Origin of the sequence: Colwellia sp. MT41, assembly GCF_001444365.1 — a bacterium.
Lineage (GTDB): Bacteria > Pseudomonadota > Gammaproteobacteria > Enterobacterales > Alteromonadaceae > Colwellia > Colwellia marinimaniae.
This window is the reverse complement of record NZ_CP013145.1, coordinates 3,793,870-3,814,358: the sequence shown is the minus strand read 5'-3', so window position 1 is coordinate 3,814,358 and position 20,489 is coordinate 3,793,870. Positions and strand designations below refer to the sequence as shown.

20 protein-coding genes are annotated in these 20,489 nt (G+C 40.5%); 17 read left to right on the top strand and 3 right to left on the bottom strand.

The features are described from left to right. Positions 1–130: 130 nt before the first annotated feature. Together hslO and CMT41_RS16145 are read right to left on the bottom strand one after the other, a co-directional pair. Entirely contained in the window at positions 131–1,003 is an 873-nt protein-coding gene (hslO, locus tag CMT41_RS16150; protein ID WP_058027831.1) for an Hsp33 family molecular chaperone HslO, read from the bottom strand. A 5-nt stretch (positions 1,004–1,008) separates the two neighbouring features. Beyond that, positions 1,009–1,413 (bottom strand): RNA-binding S4 domain-containing protein, encoded by a 405-nt coding sequence (locus CMT41_RS16145; RefSeq protein ID WP_057182746.1) that lies wholly within the window; start codon positions 1,411–1,413, stop codon positions 1,009–1,011. Between the two features lie 278 nt (positions 1,414–1,691). On the opposite strand from CMT41_RS16145, the gene gspC reads away from it, so the two are divergent. From gspC to CMT41_RS16085, 12 genes are all read left to right on the top strand, one after another. After that, a complete protein-coding gene (gene gspC / locus CMT41_RS16140) occupies positions 1,692–2,624 on the top strand; it encodes a type II secretion system protein GspC (protein ID WP_083494369.1) in 933 nt (310 codons plus the stop codon). A 117-nt stretch (positions 2,625–2,741) separates the two neighbouring features. Continuing rightward, a complete protein-coding gene (gene gspD / locus CMT41_RS16135; protein WP_058027829.1) occupies positions 2,742–4,820 on the top strand; it encodes a type II secretion system secretin GspD in 2,079 nt (692 codons plus the stop codon). Beyond that, positions 4,820–6,349, top strand: a complete 1,530-nt coding sequence (gspE, locus tag CMT41_RS16130) for a type II secretion system ATPase GspE (RefSeq protein ID WP_058027828.1) — start codon at positions 4,820–4,822, stop codon at positions 6,347–6,349. The genes gspD and gspE overlap by 1 nt, the downstream gene beginning before the upstream one ends. Before the next feature lie 105 nt (positions 6,350–6,454). Continuing rightward, positions 6,455–7,696, top strand: coding sequence for a type II secretion system inner membrane protein GspF (gene gspF / locus CMT41_RS16125; protein WP_057182738.1), 1,242 nt, complete (start codon positions 6,455–6,457; stop codon positions 7,694–7,696). A 67-nt stretch (positions 7,697–7,763) separates the two neighbouring features. Further along, entirely contained in the window at positions 7,764–8,195 is a 432-nt protein-coding gene (gspG, locus tag CMT41_RS16120) for a type II secretion system major pseudopilin GspG (RefSeq protein WP_057182736.1), read from the top strand. A gap of 150 nt (positions 8,196–8,345) precedes the next feature. Next, a complete protein-coding gene (gene gspH / locus CMT41_RS16115) occupies positions 8,346–8,978 on the top strand; it encodes a type II secretion system minor pseudopilin GspH (protein ID WP_057182734.1) in 633 nt (210 codons plus the stop codon). Beyond that, a complete protein-coding gene (gene gspI / locus CMT41_RS16110) occupies positions 8,968–9,366 on the top strand; it encodes a type II secretion system minor pseudopilin GspI (protein ID WP_057182732.1) in 399 nt (132 codons plus the stop codon). Before gspH ends, gspI begins: the two co-directional genes overlap by 11 nt. Positions 9,367–9,383: 17 nt before the next feature. After that, positions 9,384–10,025, top strand: coding sequence for a type II secretion system minor pseudopilin GspJ (gene gspJ / locus CMT41_RS16105; protein WP_232299978.1), 642 nt, complete (start codon positions 9,384–9,386; stop codon positions 10,023–10,025). A gap of 3 nt (positions 10,026–10,028) precedes the next feature. Next, positions 10,029–11,117, top strand: coding sequence for a type II secretion system minor pseudopilin GspK (gspK, locus tag CMT41_RS16100; protein WP_058027826.1), 1,089 nt, complete (start codon positions 10,029–10,031; stop codon positions 11,115–11,117). Further along, positions 11,117–12,463 carry a type II secretion system protein GspL gene (gene gspL / locus CMT41_RS16095; RefSeq protein ID WP_058027825.1) on the top strand — a complete coding sequence of 449 codons (1,347 nt, stop codon included), beginning with the start codon at positions 11,117–11,119 and terminating at the stop codon, positions 12,461–12,463. The genes gspK and gspL overlap by 1 nt, the downstream gene beginning before the upstream one ends. Then, the gene (gspM, locus tag CMT41_RS16090; RefSeq protein WP_057182725.1) at positions 12,463–12,933 is read left to right on the top strand and encodes a type II secretion system protein GspM; all 471 of its coding nucleotides are present in this window, start codon (positions 12,463–12,465) and stop codon (positions 12,931–12,933) included. The genes gspL and gspM overlap by 1 nt, the downstream gene beginning before the upstream one ends. A 147-nt stretch (positions 12,934–13,080) precedes the next feature. Beyond that, complete coding sequence (locus tag CMT41_RS16085; RefSeq protein ID WP_057182723.1) at positions 13,081–13,836, top strand: type II secretion system protein N; 756 nt, start codon at positions 13,081–13,083, stop codon at positions 13,834–13,836. 984 nt (positions 13,837–14,820) lie between these two features. On the opposite strand, the gene CMT41_RS16080 is transcribed toward CMT41_RS16085, so the two are convergent. Beyond that, complete coding sequence (locus CMT41_RS16080; protein ID WP_058027824.1) at positions 14,821–15,777, bottom strand: 1-aminocyclopropane-1-carboxylate deaminase/D-cysteine desulfhydrase; 957 nt, start codon at positions 15,775–15,777, stop codon at positions 14,821–14,823. Between the two features lie 256 nt (positions 15,778–16,033). On the opposite strand from CMT41_RS16080, the gene CMT41_RS16075 reads away from it, so the two are divergent. From CMT41_RS16075 to mshL, 5 genes are read left to right on the top strand one after another with little or no spacing between them, the layout of a single operon-like run. Then, positions 16,034–17,017 (top strand): hypothetical protein, encoded by a 984-nt coding sequence (locus CMT41_RS16075; protein WP_058027823.1) that lies wholly within the window; start codon positions 16,034–16,036, stop codon positions 17,015–17,017. Beyond that, complete coding sequence (locus CMT41_RS16070) at positions 17,007–17,609, top strand: PilN domain-containing protein (protein WP_057182666.1); 603 nt, start codon at positions 17,007–17,009, stop codon at positions 17,607–17,609. Before CMT41_RS16075 ends, CMT41_RS16070 begins: the two co-directional genes overlap by 11 nt. Further along, on the top strand, positions 17,609–18,301 hold the full coding sequence (locus CMT41_RS16065; protein WP_057182664.1) for a hypothetical protein: 693 nt from the start codon (positions 17,609–17,611) through the stop codon (positions 18,299–18,301). The genes CMT41_RS16070 and CMT41_RS16065 overlap by 1 nt, the downstream gene beginning before the upstream one ends. Then, a complete protein-coding gene (locus CMT41_RS16060; RefSeq protein WP_231733091.1) occupies positions 18,294–18,653 on the top strand; it encodes a hypothetical protein in 360 nt (119 codons plus the stop codon). Before CMT41_RS16065 ends, CMT41_RS16060 begins: the two co-directional genes overlap by 8 nt. A gap of 20 nt (positions 18,654–18,673) precedes the next feature. Further along, positions 18,674–20,464 (top strand): pilus (MSHA type) biogenesis protein MshL, encoded by a 1,791-nt coding sequence (gene mshL / locus CMT41_RS16055; RefSeq protein WP_231733090.1) that lies wholly within the window; start codon positions 18,674–18,676, stop codon positions 20,462–20,464. The last annotated feature ends 25 nt before the right edge of the window (positions 20,465–20,489 follow it).

Sequence of the window (20,489 nt, the reverse complement as noted above, 5' to 3'; positions counted from 1 at the left end):
ATAGCTCTTAAGCTAGGTAAACAAAGGAGTATGACGATATTGACGCTAGCACTTAATTATCACAATGTGGAATAAATGATAATTAAGGCCGGCTATTATGGTTAGATTTTATTGAAAAAAAGCCGTTTTTTTAAGGGTTAACTTTCGAAATGAAACTTTTTAAGCTTAGTTCATCAAAATCATAAGTGGTGATGCAATAATCACAAGTCATGGAAATTTTACCTTGCTCGGCTAAGATAGCTTTTATTTCACTCGGCTCTATTTGTGCTATTGCCGCCAAACATTTATCAGCAGAGCAACCACATAAGTAACTAACCGCTTGTGGCTCGAAAAGATTAACTTGCTCTTGGTGGTATAAACGATAGAGCAAAGCTTCGGCTTCGAGTGAATATATTTCTTCGCTTTTAATGGTATTGGTCAGCTGGCATAAGTGTTCAAAGTCAATGAGCTGTTTTTCTTTATTTTCAATACTATTATCGCTATCGGGTAATAATTGCACCAAAGCACCAGCAGTTAATTGCTGTTCACTATCACTAAATAGCCATATTTTAGTAGGAATTTGTTCTGAAACGTCAAAGTAATGGGCTAAGCAATCGGCTAGATTGTCTTTATCTAAGGCAACGACACCTTGATAAGCTTTACCTGCATCAGGGCGTATGGTAATAATCATGGTGCCTTTACCAATTAATTCTTGCAAAGTATTTGCTGAGGTTGTTGTCGTTAGTTTAACAATGCCGCGCATCTGCTGTTTATTGTTACCACTAACCGACATATAGCCGACAGGACCATCACCTTGCAATTGTACGGTAATATCACCTTCAAATTTCAACGTTGCAGTTAATAGGCAGGTAGCGCTGAGTAGTTCACCCAACAATTTAGTAACACCCGCAGGATAGTCATGATTGTTAAGAATACTTTTAAAACTGCTATTTAACTGAACAAGCTCACCACGGGCATGGGCATCGGTAAATAAGTAGCGATTTAATACATTGAATTGGCTCATGGAGGTTAGATCCTTTCTTTAAATTCACGTAGCTTTCTACGTTGTTTTTTATCTGGTTTAGTATCGCTAGCGGGACTTAATAAAATGCCTTGTTGACGCGCCAGGGCATTTTTTTCCCGGCTATCAATACTTTGCTTACTTTCTTGGTATAAGGTTTGAGCAAAAGTCGCGTTGCTTCGTTTTTCAGCTAAGGCCACTACGGTAATTATTTTTTCTTCAAATCCTTGTCTGATTTTTATTATATCACCGATTGATACCGCTTTACCTGACTTAGTGCGTTGGCCGTTGTAAAAAACTTTGCCACCATCAATCATTTGTTTGGCAATGGCTCGGGTTCGATAGAACCTTGCTGCCCAGAGCCATTTATCTAATCGAGTTGAGCTAGTTTGAGGGTTTTTGCTTGTTGACATAATAAACCTACACCGTGGAAATTTTTACCTGGAAATATGTCTGAAAATTAACATACCAGCGGTAGATTCTCTAGTCATAGCCTTTTTTGTTACCATTTTATTTACTAAAATCCCTTAAAAACTCAGGCTATGGCTTGTTGCTTAGCTTGTGGTCAAGTATCATCCGTGCTTATCTAACAGAAAGCTAACAAAAATATAACATTTAGTCTTTGCTATGTGTGGCAGGATTCTTTCATAAATAACAATAACAATAAGTAGATATGGCACTTCCCACTAACATGACAGATCTTTCATCCCTATTCTCTCAACTCGGTCATCGACGTGTTGCGCAATTAGTTATGATGCTGCTATTGACCTACATTGCTTATCTGGGCGCAAAAATCACTTGGTCAATAGTACCGCAAGCACAGTCAAATCAAAACACGTCACTTACCTCTAATACTCAAAGCCTAAATGCCAGTCAGGCCAATAAAGCCGTTGATGTTGCTAAAATACAGTCACTAAATCTCTTCGGCTTATATAATGACAACGACGTGGTCGAGGACGAAATTGAAATGGCTAACGTGCCAGAAACTAAATTAAATTTAATTTTAGTGGGTACAGTGGCTAGTGACGATAAATCAATAGCCGCAGCAATTATTGAATATCAAGGCAAGCAAGAAACCTACGGCATTGGTGATATTATCTTGGGCACCCGTGCTAATCTTGAACAAGTATTAAGGGACAGAGTGCTAATTAAGTTATCAGGACGACTAGAAACTCTTATGCTCGATGGCTTTGATTATAGGCAACCGGCACAAAAAGTAGCTAATAAACCGGCCGAAAAAAGAAATCCAAGAAAAATAGCGCCTCTATCTTCTCGTTCAGAGGTGATTGATCAACGAAACAATAAAAAATTAACCGCGACCGCGAAAACCTTACGTGCTGAATTTTCTCAAGACCCAGCAAAAATAGGTGACTATTTACGTATTTCACCCAAGCGTAAAAACGGTAAGATAATTGGCTATACCCTTAGGCCCGGGAAAAAACCTGAATTTTTCAAACTTGTCGGTCTAAAAGCGGGTGATGTTGCCATTGAAATGAATGGTTATGATTTAATTGCGCCAATACAGGCCATGCAAGCCATGGCTGAAATGAGGCAAGCACGTGATATTTCACTGCTGGTGAATCGCCAAGGCAGTTTGACTGAAATATTGATTAGCTTAGATTAAATAGCTGCACGAATTAATTAACGTAACAATAAAGCGATAAAATTATCTATAAAGACCTTCTCGCAAGATTGTCTATAAAGATTTTCTATTAAAGTGAAGAAAGCAGAGACACTAATAATGATGAAAAAGTTTTTATTAATTTTAACGACAGCGATGGCATTTAATTTTTTATGCTACGTTGCTCAAGCCAGTGCCGCACAATACTCTCCTAATTTTAAAGGCACTGAAATTACCGAGTTCGTTAATATAGTCGGTAAGAATTTGAAGAAAACCATGATTATCGATCCTAACGTACGTGGCAAAATTAATGTCCGTAGTTATGATTTATTATCCGAAGAGCAATATTATCAGTTCTTTTTAAATGTCCTTGAAGTCTACGGTTATGCAGCTGTCGCTAAGGATAATAATATTGTTAAAATCATCCGTAATAAAGATGCTAAAACTGCCGCTATCCCGGTTATTGGCAGCGACAGTAATATCTTGGGTGATGAAATGGTCACCCGTGTTGTTGAAGTTAAAAATGTTACCGTCCGTGAATTAGTGCCCTTGTTACGACAATTATCTGACCAAGCTGGTGGTGGTAACGTAGTTAATTACGACCCGGCTAATGTCATCATGTTAACAGGCACGGCATCAACGGTTAACCGACTGGTTAAAATTATTGAGCGTGTTGATAGAGCTGGCGACCAAGCGGTGGAAATTATCAAGTTAAAATATGCTTCAGCAGGTGAGATGGTGCGTATCATCGAAGCCATGAATAAACCTAAAGGTGGTAAATCCGGGCAGCCAAGTTTCCTCATTCCTAGGATTGTTGCCGATGATAGATCAAATAGCGTTATTGTTAGTGGTGAAGTAAAAGCACGCGAGCGGGTAATCCGTTTGGTTAAACGCTTAGATAGCGAATTAGAAAATAATGGTAATACCCGGGTTTATTACCTGAAATACTCTAAAGCCGAAGATTTAGTTAAGGTATTGAAAGGGGTAAGTGATTCAATTTCTTCAGACAGCAAAAGCACCACAAGTAAATCGCGTAGCAGTACTAAACGTACTGTTAGTATTGAATCCCATGAAGCTACTAATAGTTTAGTAATAACCGCACAGCCTGATATGTTGCGTTCCTTAGAGGCAGTTATTCGCCAATTAGATATCCGTCGTGCGCAAGTCTTAATTGAGGCTATTATTGTTGAAGTCTATGAAACTGATGGTGTGAGTTTAGGGGTACAGTGGTATAACGAAGCGGGTGGTTTTACCCAATTCACCAATGGTCCAGCCAGTATTTCATCCATTGCCGCCGGTGCTATAGCAGCTGAAGGAGAGAAAGGTAATACGGTAACAACGATAGATTCAAATGGTAACCCAGTGACTACGACAAACCCTGACATCAAAGGTGATTACAGCATACTTGGGCAAGTACTTGGCAATGTCAGCGGTATGATGTTTGGTATTGCCAAAAATGATTGGGGCGCGATAATACAAGCAATCAGCAGTAATACCAATTCAAATATATTGGCAACACCCAGTATTCTCACCTTAGACAATGAGGAGGCTTACTTTATTGTTGGTCAAGAAATACCTATTATCACCGGCTCTGCCACGGGTAGTAATAATGCGAATCCATTTCAAACGGTTGAGCGTCTAGAAGTGGGTATCAAACTGCGCGTGACACCGCAGGTTAATGAAGGTAATGCCATACAACTGGTTATTGAACAAGAAGTATCTTCGGTTAGTGGCTCTACTGGGGTCGATATCTCAATTAACAAAAGAGAAATAAAAACCACGATTATGACCGATAGTGGCGCGACTATTGTTTTAGGGGGCTTGATTGATGAAGATGTACAAGAAAGTGTGCAAAAGGTACCAATTCTAGGTGATATCCCCTTTATAGGTCATTTATTTAAATCAACCACCAATACCACCCGTAAACGTAATTTAATGGTATTTTTACGCGCGACCATTATTCGTGATGCGGGTTTTATGAATGAAATCAGTGAAAATAAATATAACTTTATTCGCGCCGAGCAAATTCGTAAACACGAAGAGGGTCTGTCATTAATGAGTAATGACAATATGCCGATTTTGCCGCAGTGGCAGGATAAGTTAACGTTACCGCCATCATTTGAGGACTATCAGGAAAAACTTCAAGAAAAAAATATTGAATTACCTAAGCCGCCGACAGTAACAGAAGATAAGCACTAATGGCTGGTGACGTAGCAGAAACCGTCATTGATAAGGCGGAGCCAACATCAGCTAATAGTTCTTGGTTATTGCCGTTTGCCTTTGCTAAACGCCATAGTGTGTTAATTTCTACCGATGCAGACACCGGCGGATATATTTTACACTGCTTAGCGGATGTTAATTTTGATATTATTTTAGAAATTCGCCGCATACTGAAAGCGCCATTTAATTTCGACTATTTACTGCTGCCAGCGTTTGAATTGCTGCTAACCGAAGCCTACCAAAGAGATTCCTCCGAAGCGCAGCAAATGATGGAAGATATTGGCAATGAAGTGGACTTGTATTCACTGGCGGATGAGATTGTTGAAAGTGAAGATTTGCTTGAAAATGAAGATGATGCGCCAATTATTAAGCTAATCAATGCCATGCTCAGTGAAGCCATCAAAGAAAGCGCTTCCGATATTCATATTGAAACCTTTGAAAATAGCTTACAAATTCGCTTTCGCGTCGATGGTATTTTACGCGAAGTGCTAAAACCTAATCGCAAACTAGCTTCCTTGTTGGTTTCACGTATTAAGGTTATGGCCAAACTCGATATTGCTGAAAAACGAATTCCACAAGATGGTCGAATATCTCTGCGCATAGGTGGTCGGGCTGTTGATGTGCGGGTATCAACTATGCCAACAGGTCATGGCGAACGAGTGGTGTTAAGATTACTCGATAAAAATGCTGCTCGTCTGGATCTGAAAGACTTGGGTATGACCGACCAAAATCGAGCTACTTTCTCAACCCTTATTGAAAAACCTCATGGCATCATATTAGTTACGGGTCCTACCGGCTCAGGTAAAAGTACCACACTTTATGCAGGTCTCATGCAGATTGATGCCAAAGAACGTAATATTTTAACCTGCGAAGATCCGATTGAATACTCCATTGAAGGCATTGGACAAATGCAAGTAAATACTAAGGTGGATATGACCTTTGCTCGGGGACTACGTGCTATATTACGTCAAGATCCTGACGTGGTCATGGTCGGTGAAATTCGCGACTTAGAAACCGCACAAATTGCCGTGCAAGCCAGTTTAACCGGTCACTTAGTTTTATCTACCTTACATACTAATACTGCGGCGGGTGCTATCACCCGTATGGAAGATATGGGTGTAGAGCCATTTTTACTGTCTTCAAGTTTATTGGGCGTTTTGGCACAACGCCTAGTACGAACGCTGTGCCGACATTGTAAAGAAAGTCACTTACCTGATGAAGAAGAGCGACATTTATTAGCCTTAGCTGACGATAATACAGCGGTAATATATCGCGCTGTTGGCTGTAAGGAGTGTAGTTTTAAAGGTTATCGTGGCCGAACGGGTATTCATGAACTATTACCGGTTGATGATAAAATACGAGAAATCATTCACAATGGTCATGGTGAGCAAGCCATTGAGAAATATGCGCGTCAAGCCAATGCCAGTATCCGTCGAGATGGCTTTGATAAAGTGATGTTAGGGATAACCACCTTAGAAGAAGTTTTACGTGTCACTCGTGAAGATTAAAGCGTAACAGTGCTCTAAGTAATCAATAAAGACACAATAGTGAATTAACAGCGTGAATAGCATTCATATAACCAATATAACTAATATAAGTAAGCTTTATAAGTAATGGCAGCATTTGAATACCAAGCGGTAGATAGTCGCGGTAAAACTAAAAAAGGCGTTATCGAAGGTGATACACCAAGACAAGTGCGTGGTTTGTTACGTGAGCAAGGCCTAATGCCTATCGCCGTCACCGCGACATTAGCCAAGAGCAAAGCGGGAAATGAGAAAAAAGGTTTCGCGGCTAGTTTCGGTCAAAGTACCGGCGGTAAAGTCTCGGCGGCAGAGTTAGCACTTATTACTCGTCAACTAGCGACATTGGTAGAGTCTGGTTTGCCGTTAGAAGAAGCTTTAATGGCTGTGGGTGAGCAATGTGAAAAGAACCGTATTAAAAGTATGATCATGGGCGTTCGTACCAAAGTGACCGAAGGTTATGGTTTATCCGAAAGTATGGCAGAATATCCCAAGGTATTTAATCGTCTGTATCGGGCTATGGTTGCCGCGGGTGAAAAATCTGGCCATCTTGATAAAGTACTTAACCGTTTGGCTGATTATACCGAAAAGCGCCAACAGATGCGCTCGCAACTAATCCAAGCACTGGTTTATCCTATTATTATGACCGTTGTTGCTGTCGGTGTTATCGCTATTTTATTAACCGCCGTGGTGCCAAAAATTGTCGGTCAGTTTGAACACATGGGTGAGAGTTTACCCGGTACTACCCAGTTTTTAATTGCCAGTAGTGATTTTCTGCGTGACTATGGCTTAGTATTGCTGATCTTGTTTGCGGCCCTGATGTTGCTGTTTTCACAGCTGTTGAAAAAACCAAATTTTGAAATGGCGTTTCACCGGAATTTATTACGGGTACCAGCCGTTGGCAAGGTAGTTAGAGGTATAAATACCGCTCGTTTTGCCAGAACTTTAAGTATTTTAACGGCCAGTGCCGTGCCTTTACTGGAAAGTATGCGTATTTCTGGACAAGTGCTCGATAATTTATATATTAAAAAGCAAGTGACAGCCGCCACCGATAAAGTGCGTGAAGGTTCAAGTTTGCGTGTGGCATTGGAGCAAACTAAATTGTTCCCCCCTATGATGCTGCATATGATCGCTAGTGGCGAAAAAAGTGGCAAGTTAGAACATATGTTAGGTCGTGCTGCGGATAACCAAGATAGAGAGTTCGATGCTTTGGTCAGCATCTCTTTAAAAGCATTTGAACCGGCACTTATGGTGGGTATGGCAGGGGTGGTGCTCTTTATTGTTATGGCAATTTTAGAACCAATTTTACAACTGAATAGCCTAGTGGGTGGCTAGGGCATTAATTGGCCTATGAGCTTATTAAGGGCAATGTAATTAATTTATCAGACGTTAGGAAAGCAATATGAATATGAAAAAAGCACAAGGTTTTAGCTTATTAGAAGTGATGGTGGTTATTGTAATTATAGGTATTATGGCCAGTGTGGTGGTACCTAGTTTAATGGGTAGCCAAGATAAAGCTAATTTGCAAAAAGCCATATCAGATGTTACTGCTTTAGAAACGTCATTGAGTTTATATAAGTTGGATAACTATGATTATCCAACCACAGAGCAAGGTTTGGAAGCCTTGGTTGAGCAAACCGATATTGAGCCAGAGCCACGTCGTTTTCCTGAAGGTGGCTATATTAAACGTTTACCAAAAGATCCTTGGGGTAATGACTATGTGTTATTGAATCCAGGTGAACAGGGTCGAATGGATGTGTTTTCAGTGGGGCCAGACGGTGAAGCCGGTACAGAAGATGACATCGGCAACTGGAACCTAGGCGACTTTCAGTAATTTCGTCTAATAAACGCTTACTCATCGTTGCAAAAATACTCGTTTAGTAAACTAAACGTCATATTTCGCGCCTTGATTAAGCGCCTTTTAGCCAGAAATTCACTTTAACAGCACGATGAAGGAAGACACGGCCAAGCCTACTATTTTATTATGAAATTTAAACATTCAAATTCATCATACTCAGCAGAGAAACACCGTGGCTTTACCTTAATTGAGGTGATGGTCGTTATTGTGTTGATTGGTCTTATGGCCAGCTTGGTGCAATTTAACTTTTCTGGCAATAATCCGGCAGATAAGTTAAAACATGAAAGTGCGCGTTTTGCCGCTATTTTTGCAGTGGCGGCAGATTACGGCATGCTCAATAACATTGAATTAGGTTTGGTCGTTAAAAAAGATAGTTATCAGTTTCTTGGTTATGACGGCACTCGATGGACTGAGATCCCTGAGCAAGACTGGCTAGCCAATGTCACCTTGCCGGAAGGTATAGAGTTGAGCTTAGAGCTTGATGATCTGCCCATCGACGAACCCTTGCTGTTTGACGCCGATACTTTTAGAGAAAAAGATGAAGACGATTTCACCTTGCTCTCTAAAGAAGAACAAGAGGAAAAAATAATTCCACAAGTGTATATTCTCTCTGGTGGTGATATTAGCCCATTCAGCGTTACTTTTCGCTTAAATGAAGAGTTAGCCTATATTGTAGGCGCTGAAGATTTAGCTTATCGTGTTACCGGTATATATAGTGTGCCATTAACCATTGAAGGGCCAGTGCTCGATGAGCAATAAAATCACTCTCATTAGAAAAGTCAAACAAGGCGGTTTTACCTTACTTGAAGTAATGTTGGCCATGGCTGTTTTTGCTATTTCTGGTGTAGCACTGCTCGGTGTTGCCGATAATAACTATCGTCATATTAGTCATTTAGAAGAGCAAATGTTTGCTCAATGGGTCGCTTCAAATCAGCTAGTTGCAGTGAGTTTAGATAAAACGTGGCCGCCAAGAAATAACCGTAAAGGCAAAGTCGAGATGGCGGGTCGAACCTGGCATTGGCAGCAAAAAGTGATTAATACCACCAATAAAGAATTACGCGCTATTGTTATGGAAGTACGTTTAAATGAAGATGATGAGTTAGTTACGGCTAGCTTGATGACCTACCTCGCTCAGGAGAAACCCTGATGAAAGTAGGTACTACTATGGATAAAGTTTTTTTTAGCGCTAAACAGCAAGGTTTTACCCTGCTTGAAGTACTGATCGCCATTTCGATATTTTCCGTGGTCAGTTTAGCCAGTTTTACCATTTTTGATACCGTGTTACGTGGTGATGAAAATTCAAAGATTCGCACGGAAAGACAAAATGAATTACAGCGTGCCTTTTTGTTGATTGAACGAGATTTTACCCAAATAGCAAAGCGCAGTATGCGAGTTAATGGTGAAGCGCCAACGAATAATTTTTTACAAACAGCAGACGATAGCTTTTTAGCGGATGATCAAGCTATCGCCTTTGTCCGTAATGGTTGGACTAATCCAGGGTTATTATTACCGCGTAGTGATATGCAAAGTGTTGCTTATCGACTCGAGGATGGCACCTTGCAGCGTTTACATTATAACTTTGTTGACGCTGTGGTCGGCCAAGAGCCAAGAGTTAGACCGCTAATAACCTTAGTGACAAGTTTAGCGTTTGAATTTTATGATGGCAGTAAATGGCAGGAAAAATGGTCTGGGCAAAAATTGCCACAAGCGATTGCTATTGAAATTGAAACTGAGGATTATGGTTTCATCCGTCGCCAGTTTTTAGTTGCCGGCGACCTCGCTACAGAAGAAAAGAGTAAGAGCTAGTTTATGGCTAATAAACCGTCAGTATTCAGTTTGGCGAGAGCAAGTCAACGAGGTGTGGCTCTTATTACCGTGATGCTAATTGTGGCTTTATGCTCAATTATTGCCGCGCAAATGACCACCCGATTGCATACACAAATGCAGCGCAGCACTAATATTAGTTATAATCAACAAGCCTACTGGTATGCTTTGGGCGCTGAGGCATTTACCAAGCGAGTGTTAATAAAAGCCTTTAAAGATGAGCCTAAGGTTACCCATCTGGAACAAATTTGGGCAACAGAGACGACTACTTATCCGGTTGATTTTGGTGAAATTAGTGGTGAAATAACCGATTTACAAAGCTGTTTAAACCTTAACGCATTACACCCGCAAGCAAAAACAAAGGATGAGTCTGCTAATAGTGCTTCAGGCAACTCTTCGGGCTCATCAAAAACTGCGGGTAGCCGAGCAAGTAAATCAGCCAGTGACAAACAGTTACCGGCAGCAACAGTACTAGCAGGGCTTCTCGTCAACTTAAATATTGACGGAGTGGGCAACTTTGAAGCTGAAGCCATGGTTAATGCCTTAACCGATTGGCTTGATGACAATGATTTGATAACAGGAGCGGGTGGTGCCGAGGATAACGATTATGCTGCTCGTGAGTTTCCTTATCTTGCCGCCAATAGTTATTTAGCCAGCGTCAATGAATTAAGATTAATTGAGCACTTTAGCCCAGCCATTATCTTAGCGTTAACACCTTATGTGTGTGTGCTGCCACAAAATAGTCAACATCTAATAAATATTAACACCCTAGATGCAGAAAAACCTGAGTTATTACAAGCTTTACTTGATTCGAGTCTAGATGATGCACAAGAAATACTCAACGCACGGGACAGCTCAGGTTATGATAATTTAGATGATTTCTATCAACTGCCAGAGTTAAGTAAAATTAATCTGGCAAAGTGGCAAAAAGCGCAGTTTGTCGTTGATAGTCAATATTTTAAATTAAAAGCCAGTGCCCGTTTTAACAATAGCTATTTTGCCATGAGCTCAATAATGAAAGTTAATGAATCTAAACAAATTCAAGTAATTAGTCGTACTATAGGACGTAACTAGTGACAGAAACATTATTTATCCGTCTGGGAAGTCAAGCACACGATACCATTCATTGGTTAGTTGTTGCCGAAACAAGCAGTAATAACCAGGAAATTATTGCCAGTGGCGAACTAAAGGGTGCTCAGCAGCTAAGTGAGCTAACCAGTAAAGCAGAACATCGATTGGTTAAGGTGTTGGTACCAGGCTGCGATGTGCTGTTGAAATCGGTAAACGTACCGGCAAAATCTGCCCGTGCAATCCGTTTAGCCGTACCCTATATGTTAGAAGATAATTTAGCCGAAGAGGTTGAACAGCTATTTTTTGCTTATGCCGATTTAGCCAGTGATGACCAGGGGAATAATTGTTTCACCGCTATTGTTGCCCATAGTCAAATGCAGCAATGGCTGACATGGTTAACTGATGCCGATCTTAGCACCAAGTTTATTTTACCCGATGTCTTGGCTATGCCTATGATGGCCGACGGGTGGAGCGCCATTACCTTGGGCGATGGTAGCCAGCAGCAAGTGATTGTGCGCCAAGGCCTTTGGCAGGGTTTTGTGTTAGATGCCAGTGCTTGGCAATGGCAATGTCAGGCGTTTGCTAATGAGCAAGCAGCTGAAGATAAAGAGGGCGATGATCAGCAAGCAAGGATTGCCATTCACGCTTTTTCGCCCTTGGCTAATAGTGAACAGTTAGCGCTAACCGCTATGCCTGAAGAATTACCGCTGGCACTGATGGCAAAAAATTATCACAGTAAATTAAGTCGTTTTAATTTACTGCAAGGGCAGTACAAAGTTAAAGAGTCGCGCAGTAATGCCGGACGACAGTGGTTATGGGTCGCAGGTGTTGCCTTATTTGCGCTTTCGTTGAACTTATCCTACAAGGGTGCACAGTTGTGGCAGTTCAATGCTGAGCGCGATAATGTTCAGCAACGTATTATTGCCCATTATAAAAAGGCTTTTCCGAACACCAAAAGAGTACGGGTTGCCACGATAAAATCGCAATTGAATCGAGAATTAGCCTTGTTGGGTGGTGTTAGTGATAGGCAAGGGTTTTTGGCTATGTTGGCTAAGTTACAACCCGCTTTTGCCAAAGTACCGGCGCTAAAACCTGAGACGTTAAAGTTTGATGGTAAGCGCCAAGAGTTACGTATTCAAGCAACAGCTAAAGATTATCAAGCCTTCGAGCAGTTCAGTGTTGCGTTAGCTGCCGCTAACTTAACCGTTAAGCAAGGTTCACAAAATAACCAAGGTGATCTAGTTACCGGCTCCTTTAGTATATCGACTAAAAGCAGTAATAAAGGCAAAAGAAATCGTAAATCTGCCGCCAAAAAGCGTAGTAATAAAAACAATAAGGAAACATCATAATGAAAGCATGGTGGCAACAACTAAACAGTCGAGAGCAGAGTCTTGTCGCAGCAATGGCCCTTGTTTTTATCGTTTTTATTTTTTATAGCGCCATTTGGCAACCTTTAAATAATAGCTTAACTGAAGCGCGTAGTAAGTTAGTCAGACAGCAACAATTATTATCTTGGGTAGAAGAAAATACTGCTTTGTACCAACAGGCTAAACGCTCAGGTGGCACAGCAAAATTGAGTGGTAGCATAGCGAGTGTGGCAAACCGTAGTGCCAAGACCTACAAATTAACCATTACCCGTATGCAACCTCAGGGTGATGACTTACAAGTATGGATAGACAGTACCCCCTTTACCCAACTACTGTTTTGGTTAGAGCACTTAGTAAATAATGAAGGTTTGCAAGTTAAAGCGATTGATTTAACCCATGGTGATAGTGACGGCGAAGTGAAAGTACGTCGATTACATCTTACTCGGATATGATCTAACCGATCAACACTAACATAACTAGCTTTTGGGCAAGTCATTAGTAAGTGATAATGACTGATGATTAAAATAGCCTAGTTAATGTTACTTAGTTCATAGTCAGCAGTTACCGAATAACCGCATAATAGAAGATAGAGAAATCAGATGAAGAAGTGGTTTGCTTTTACGGCAATTTTTTTGAGCAGTTACGTAGTCTTTCTAGTGGCCACCATGCCGCTAGCATTAATAATCAATACTATCGAACTACCCAAACATATTAAAATTGGTACTGTCTCTGGCTCAATTTGGCAAGGTGAAATTGCTGGGGTTATGGTCAGTAATACACAAATTCAGCAGGTTAAAACTCAGCTTAGCTTTTGGTCATTGTTGAGTTTATCACCAAAATTAAAGGTTGTTTTTGGTGATACTATGCTTGCTGGGGCTGAGGGTAAGTTCACCTTAACAGTTTCCAGCAAAACATTGATATTCAAGGATGTAGAGCTTTTTATATCGGCCAATGAGATTGCTAAACAATTACCTTTACCAATCCCTGTCATCGCACAAGGCAATGTCGAACTAAAATTTGCTGAGTTAAACTTAAATATTGAGGGCAATTTAACTTGTCAGCACGCACAAGGGCAAGTTAGTTGGTTACGTTCAGGGGTGGTCGCTTTAGATAACAATATCAAGTTAGGTAAACTTTCTGCGGATATGCATTGTGAACAAGGTGATTTAATAGCACAGATATCAGCTAAAAATAATCTAGGTTTGAGCTTTACTGCGCGTTTATCTTTAGCCCAGAAAAAAGCATCTGGTCAGGGATATTTAGAGCCTGGCGCTAAGTTCCCTGCTCAGTTAAAGTCGGCGTTAGTTTTTCTCGGGCGTCCTGATCAGCAAGGGCGTTATCCGTTAAGGTTTTAGCTCTGCATCGCATATTTGTGGCAAGGTCGGGCAATCCTCGGTCTTGAGTCTACCTTGTTCAATCATGCCGCCAAGGCATTGTAGTCCACCGGTATTTAATAAAGTGTTAGTAACACGATGCGCTCATTTCACTTTAGTCTAAGCTAGCCTTGCGCTAATGAAGCAAGCTGACTACCTACTAGTTACTCATCAACTTTAGTAAGAATCGGCCAATCCTCGGCCTTGAGTCTACCTTGTTCAATCATGCCGCCAAGACCTTGTAGTCCACCGGTATTTAATAAAGTTTAGTAACACGATGCGCTCATTTTTCTTCAGTCTAAGCTACCTACTAATTCCTCATCAACTTTAGTTAGAATCGGCCAATCCTCGGCCTTGAGTCTACCTTGTTCAATCATGCCGCCAAGGCCTTGTAGTCCACCGGTATTTAATAAAGTTTAGTAACACGATGCGCTCATTTGTCTTCAGTCTAAGCTAGCCTTGCGCTAATGAAGCTAACTACCAACTAATTACTCATCAACTTTAGTAAGAATCGGCCAATCCTCAGCCTTGAGTTTGCCTTGTTCAATCATGCCGCCAAGACCTTGTAGTCCACCGGTATTTAATAAAGTTTAGTAACACGATGCGCTCATTTTTCTTCAGTCTAAGCTACCTACTAGTTACTCATCAACTTTAGTAAGAATCGGCCAATCCTCGGCCTTGAGTCTACCTTGTTCAATCATGCCGCCAAGACCTTGTAGTCCACCGGTATTTAATAAAGTTTAGTAACACGATGCGCTCATTTTTCTTCAGTCTAAGCTACCTACTAGTTACTCATCAACTTTAGTAAGAATCGGCCAATCCTCGGCCTTGAGTCTACCTTGTTCAATCATGCCGCCAAGACCTTGTAGCCCACCGGTATTTAATAAAGTTTAGTAACACGATGGGCTCATTTCGCTTCAGTCTAAGCTAGCCTTGCGCTAATGAAGCAAGCTGACTACCAACTAATTACTCATCAACTTTAGTAAGAATCGGCCAATCCTCAGCCTTGAGTTTGCCTTGTTCAATCATGCCGCCAAGACCTTGTAGCCCACCTGTGTGTAGTAACACTATGCGCTCATTGACACTAAAGTAGCCTTGCGCTAATAAATCGAGCAAGGCTAATACCATCTTGCCGGAATAGACCGGCTCAAAGATCACGCCGGTTTGCTGGTTGAATGCTAATATCCGCTTGACATCATCAGGGCTAAATTTGCCATAACCGCCACGGTGGAAGTTGGTTAATAACTGCCAGTTATTATGTCGCTTACCTTGTGGGCTAAGTAAGCACTTAATTTCATCCACTAGGTATGCCGCTTGTTTTAATACCGCAATGCCTAAAATTCTATGTTGTTTACTATTGGCAACAGTGTCCCCTGATATAAGGCCAGCTAAAGTGCCGCCACTGCCAACGGGAGTGAGTAAAGTATCGAAATTTGTTTGTTGGTTTAATTCAGTTACTATCTCCGCTACGCCAGGTATTGCTAGGGTGTTACTACCACCTTCAGGGATAAAAAAATAATTTGGGTATAGCTCACTCAACTCAGTTAAGAACTCTGTGTCAAAACGGCGACGGTAAGTTTTTCTATCAACAAAATGACATTGCATGCCCCAGTGTTTGGCCCAAGCTAAGGTAAAGTTACTTGCATAACGCGCTTCCCCACGTATAACACCAATACACGGGATTTTCTGTAACTTACAGGCATAGGCAAAAGCATGGATATGGTTTGAGTAACTACCGCCAAACGTTAGCGCGCCTTGGTAAACGCCCTCTTTTATTTGTCTAAGATTGTATTTTAATTTTCGCCATTTATTACCCGATATGATGTGATGTAATAAATCATCTCGCTTGACCTGGACAGTAACTTTGTATTTATCGAAGAGTGGATGATGTATATTTTGTAGTATTGACAAAGACTTAGGCATGGATATCTAATGAAATATTAATTAACAACAGGTTTCGCGGTTATTATAAACGATATCGTTATTTTATGAGGTTTTGTTTGGACTAGTTCTGTGACTAACAAAATGTTTTAAATAGAAAATTAGCGCTAAAGCACGGTACTATTCGTAGCTAAATTACTAATATACTTAGCTAAAAGATAGCAGTAAAGCTTGCTCTAAAGGTGTAACAAAGGGTAACATTAAAAATGATTTTAGCTATATGCGATATTGCCGATAAATGTCAATTTTAACGAAAATTAAACAGTTCTTTTCAAAGAAAATTTCAAGTCAGCGTCTGGGTATTGCTTTTCAGCAGCAGGGTGTCTCCTTGTGCTCAATTCCTCAACAACATGCTGATAACGCTGACAACAATAATAAAACGGCTAAAGTACTTTTTCACCATGAAAAGGCCAGTTCAGCTAACTTTTCACAAGCCATTCAAACACTACATAAAAATTACGAACTTGAGGGCAGTGCCACCTTAGTGCTTAACGAAGCACAATCACAAGTAGTACAAGTGGATAAACCTAGCTTGTCTGCTAGCGAAATACACAGTGCATTAAAATGGCAAATTAAAGATTTAGTCAGTATTTCACCGGATAACATGGTGTTAGATTATTATGATGCACCACTGCTTGCCGGTGGCAAAGAAAAAATTAATGTTGTCTGTGCTCCGTTAGATGAACTGAAAAAATTACTGGCAGCAACTGAGCAAGGTAAGGTAAAGGTCACTGCTATTACTACCCAAGAATTTGCTTTTGCCAATTTATTAGCGTCACAAAATGAAGCGGTGTTATTAGTGTGCCAGCAGCCCAATGAAGAAATTGTTTTATTAATAGTTAAACAAAAACAAATCTTTTTTCAACGCCGTCTACGGGGCTTTGCTCAAATTGGCAGTAAAGCAGTGGATGAATTATCTTTTTCACTTATTGATGATATCAGCTTAGAGATTCAACGCTCGACAGATTATTTTGAGCGTCAGCTAAAACAAGCGCCTATCAAGGAAATTAAAGTGTTATTACCCATCGAGTTGGAGGCTGTCTTTGTTGAAAAGCTAGCAGAAAATTCTGCTGTACCGGTGAGTTTACTTGAATTACCCCAGCCATATCATCAGTATCGAGCTTTTGCCGCGGCAATAGGCGCTAGCCTAGAAAACATTACGGACACTAGCGAAACCATAGCCGAAACCGACGTTTTAGCGGGAGTGCGTCATGACAGCTAAACATAGTATTAATTTATTACAAGCTGAGCTGTTTCCAGAGCAACCCTTGTTGTCATTATCCAGAATGGCGGGTGCTTGGCTAGGCTTATTATTAATGATGGTTATTTGGGCCGTTGTTACTGAAATAAACTATAGTCAGTCGGCGGCAATATATGATGATTTATTAAAAGAGCAGCAACAACAAACGCAGCTTGCCAATAGCTTGGCTAAAGAAGTACAAAATAGGCAAGTCTCAGCCGCTTTAACACAAAATCTCAGCACAATAAAATTAGTGATGCAGCATAAAGGGGCACTGTTAGCCAAACTCACTGACTCAAATGAGACTTTTGCCGGTGGCTTTGTTATGGCAATGAATGATCTGTCAGCCATGCACCATAAAGATATTCGCTTACAAACTATTAGCATTAATGCTACCGATATGAGTTTTACTGGTCTAGCCCGAAACCCTCAAGCTGTGCCTGCCTGGTTGGCTGGCTTTAAACAATCGCGTTTATTATCTGGCAAGGCGTTTGTCCATTTTAAACTGACACAGAATGAGCAAAATATTACCGAGTTTGTGGTCAGCTCAATGGCGAAGAAGGGTAAAAGCTAATGCAGCAACAATGGCAAAATATGAGTGAAAAATTTCTGCAGCTAACCAGTCGAGAACAGTTTCTATTACTGTTAACTGGCCTTGTGGCGATATTCTTTATTATCTCATACTTATTTATTGATGATAAAAACGCTAGAATTATTACCTTTGATAAGCAAAGCCGAGTGATGAAGTCAGGTAATCAAAGTCTTAACTTTACTATCAAAGAATACCAAACCGCACTAAAACAAGATCCTGATAAAGATATTGCTAAACAAATCAGCAGACTTGAAGGTAAACTGGCCAAAATTGATAACCGCTTAGTGCATTTAACGACTGATTTAATTAGCCCAAGTGAAATGCGTGCCGCCCTGTTCAAATTGCTTAAGTTAGAGCCAGGGGTATCCTTGCTGTCTTTTGAATTGATTGGTGCGCAACCTTTATTAGATTTATCGAGCCAACAACAAAACGCTACTGCTGGCAGACAGTCACCAACAGCGGAACAACTGGGTTTAAATTTATATAAACATGCGATGAAAATTAAGTTGTCAGGTGAATATTTTCAGTTGCGCAATTATTTACGAAAATTAGAACAACTATCGTGGAAGTTTTTTTGGCAAGACTTTCAATTTGAAGTAAAAGAGTACCCACGCAGTGAAGTAGAGATAACCATTTATAGTTTGGGCTTAAATAAGGAGTTTATTGGTGTCTAAGCATTTAATATTAACCAGCGGCTTAATGGTCATGGTAATGACTGCTCCGATTAGCCTAGCTGCTGATATTGATCCTACTCGTCCATTTGGCGTAAGTGGCTCGGGTACTAATCATCAGTTAAAACGTGATGGTGGCTTTTTATTAAGTTCGATTATTCATGGTGATGGTATTCATACCGCCGTAATCAATGGCAAAATCTATAGCATGTTTGACTATGTTGGCGAGTATCGTATCACGGCAATTAATAGTCACAGTGTGATATTGCGCAGTAAAACTAAGCGATTAAAAATTAATATTTTTAAAAAAACCGGTTTTAAAAGTAAAGTCATAGAAAATACGGTAATTAACTAATGATAACTACAAGCCCCCCTATGAAAAAAACAACAACAAAAATAAAAATTGCCTTGTCAGCGTTATGCTTTGTGCTAGTGGGCTGTCAAACCGTGCCTAGAGATCCCATCGAATTAAAAGAAGATCTTGATATAGCTATCAAACAAGCTAAAGCCTTTAATGCTCCTAAGCCATTAACGCTAGTGCCAAATTCTGTCCAGCAAGAGCTAATGTTTAATGATATAAACCAAGCTAAGCAAGGGATGTTGGCGGAAAAACGTTTGGAGATTACGGCCACTGAAGTTGATGCCAAAGATTTCTTTCAAGCGATAGTGAGAGGCTCGCGCTATAACATCGTTATTCATCCAGATGTGGTTGGCCAAATTTCACTCAGTTTGAATAATGTCACCTTAACTGAGGCATTAACCGTAGTTGAGGATGTCTATGGCTATGAAATCATTCGTACGGGCAACATAGTCAAGGTATTTCCGCCAGGAATACGCACCGAAACCATGGCCTTAAATTATTTATTTCTTAAACGTTTTGGTTCCTCTAGTACCACCATCAATTCCGGTGGTGTTTCTGAAAATGATCCTAACAGCGGCAATAACAGTAATAATAACAGCAATAATAGTAGTAGTAATAACCGCAATAGCAGCTCTAATAATCAAAGTAGTGGTGTCAATGTCTATACTGAAAATGAATCTGATTTTTGGGCTGAAATAAAAGAATCCCTCACTGCTTTTGTCGGTACCGGCAATGGTCGCTCAGTCATTATTTCTCCACAAGCCGGCCTAGTGACTGTCCGTGCTTTTCCAAAAGAAATCAAAGCGGTGAAGAAATTTATCAAAGCGACTGAAAGCCACTTACATCGCCAAGTGATCATTGAAGCGAAAATAATGGAAGTAACCCTTAATGATGAGTACCAACAGGGGATCAAGTGGGGGAAAATACTCGATCAAGTCGGCAGTGCTGAACTGATCTATTCAACCACGGGTAATATTATTGGTAATGTTATCTCTAATACTATTGGTGGTGTTAGTCGTCTGGCCTTTAGTAAGCACACCAATGGCAGTGATTTTTCCGGTGTGATCGAGCTTTTACAAACACAAGGTAATGTGCAAGTTCTTTCAAGTCCACGGATCACGGTGACCAACAACCAAAAAGCAGTGATTAAAGTGGGTGAAGATGAATATTTCGTCACTGAAGTTTCCAGCACTATCACCACGGGTACCTCAACTACCACAACACCCGAAGTTGAGTTAACACCCTTTTTCTCGGGCATAGCCCTCGATGTAACACCACAAATTAGTGAAAATGGTAGCGTTATATTACATGTGCATTCTTCGGTAACTATTACTGAAGAGCAAAATAAAGTCATTCAAATTGGTAGTGAAGTACTAATCCTGCCCTTGGCGCGAAGTAGAGTTCGAGAGTCAGATACTATTATTCGCGCTCAATCGGGTGAAGTGGTGATTATTGGTGGTTTAATTGAAACCTATAAAGTTGATATCGAGTCAAAAACGCCTTTCTTAGGTGATATACCTTTCTTCGGTGAGCTATTTAAAAGTAAATCGCAAAAAATGCAAAAACGTGAATTAGTTATCATGTTGACAGCTACGGTAGTGGGCCAAGATACTTGGAAAAATCAACTACAAGTTGCTCGGAACTTGCTAACAAAATGGTTTCCAGAAGAGCTTGAAACATGTGAGTTATCGGCTGAAGGTGAGTTAACACCAGTATGCCAAACACAATGTGCCGATGCGGAATATGCCAGAAGCCATGATGTTTGCCAACTAGCACAAAAAGATGCTACCAAGTTAAATAATTAAGCCTAAGTGCTTATTTGTTTAACTT

Bases quoted from the DNA above. Each gene is read 5' to 3' on its own strand.
- hslO (WP_058027831.1), bottom strand. From the start codon at position 1,003: ATGAGCCAATTCAATGTATTAAATCGCTACTTATTTACCGATGCCCAT.
- CMT41_RS16145 (WP_057182746.1), bottom strand. From the start codon at position 1,413: ATGTCAACAAGCAAAAACCCTCAAACTAGCTCAACTCGATTAGATAAA.
- gspC (WP_083494369.1), top strand. From the start codon at position 1,692: ATGACAGATCTTTCATCCCTATTCTCTCAACTCGGTCATCGACGTGTT.
- gspD (WP_058027829.1), top strand. From the start codon at position 2,742: ATGATGAAAAAGTTTTTATTAATTTTAACGACAGCGATGGCATTTAAT.
- gspE (WP_058027828.1), top strand. From the start codon at position 4,820: ATGGCTGGTGACGTAGCAGAAACCGTCATTGATAAGGCGGAGCCAACA.
- gspF (WP_057182738.1), top strand. From the start codon at position 6,455: ATGGCAGCATTTGAATACCAAGCGGTAGATAGTCGCGGTAAAACTAAA.
- gspG (WP_057182736.1), top strand. From the start codon at position 7,764: ATGAATATGAAAAAAGCACAAGGTTTTAGCTTATTAGAAGTGATGGTG.
- gspH (WP_057182734.1), top strand. From the start codon at position 8,346: ATGAAATTTAAACATTCAAATTCATCATACTCAGCAGAGAAACACCGT.
- gspI (WP_057182732.1), top strand. From the start codon at position 8,968: ATGAGCAATAAAATCACTCTCATTAGAAAAGTCAAACAAGGCGGTTTT.
- gspJ (WP_232299978.1), top strand. From the start codon at position 9,384: ATGGATAAAGTTTTTTTTAGCGCTAAACAGCAAGGTTTTACCCTGCTT.
- gspK (WP_058027826.1), top strand. From the start codon at position 10,029: ATGGCTAATAAACCGTCAGTATTCAGTTTGGCGAGAGCAAGTCAACGA.
- gspM (WP_057182725.1), top strand. From the start codon at position 12,463: ATGAAAGCATGGTGGCAACAACTAAACAGTCGAGAGCAGAGTCTTGTC.
- CMT41_RS16085 (WP_057182723.1), top strand. From the start codon at position 13,081: ATGAAGAAGTGGTTTGCTTTTACGGCAATTTTTTTGAGCAGTTACGTA.
- CMT41_RS16080 (WP_058027824.1), bottom strand. From the start codon at position 15,777: ATGCCTAAGTCTTTGTCAATACTACAAAATATACATCATCCACTCTTC.
- CMT41_RS16075 (WP_058027823.1), top strand. From the start codon at position 16,034: ATGTCAATTTTAACGAAAATTAAACAGTTCTTTTCAAAGAAAATTTCA.
- CMT41_RS16070 (WP_057182666.1), top strand. From the start codon at position 17,007: ATGACAGCTAAACATAGTATTAATTTATTACAAGCTGAGCTGTTTCCA.
- CMT41_RS16065 (WP_057182664.1), top strand. From the start codon at position 17,609: ATGCAGCAACAATGGCAAAATATGAGTGAAAAATTTCTGCAGCTAACC.
- mshL (WP_231733090.1), top strand. From the start codon at position 18,674: ATGAAAAAAACAACAACAAAAATAAAAATTGCCTTGTCAGCGTTATGC.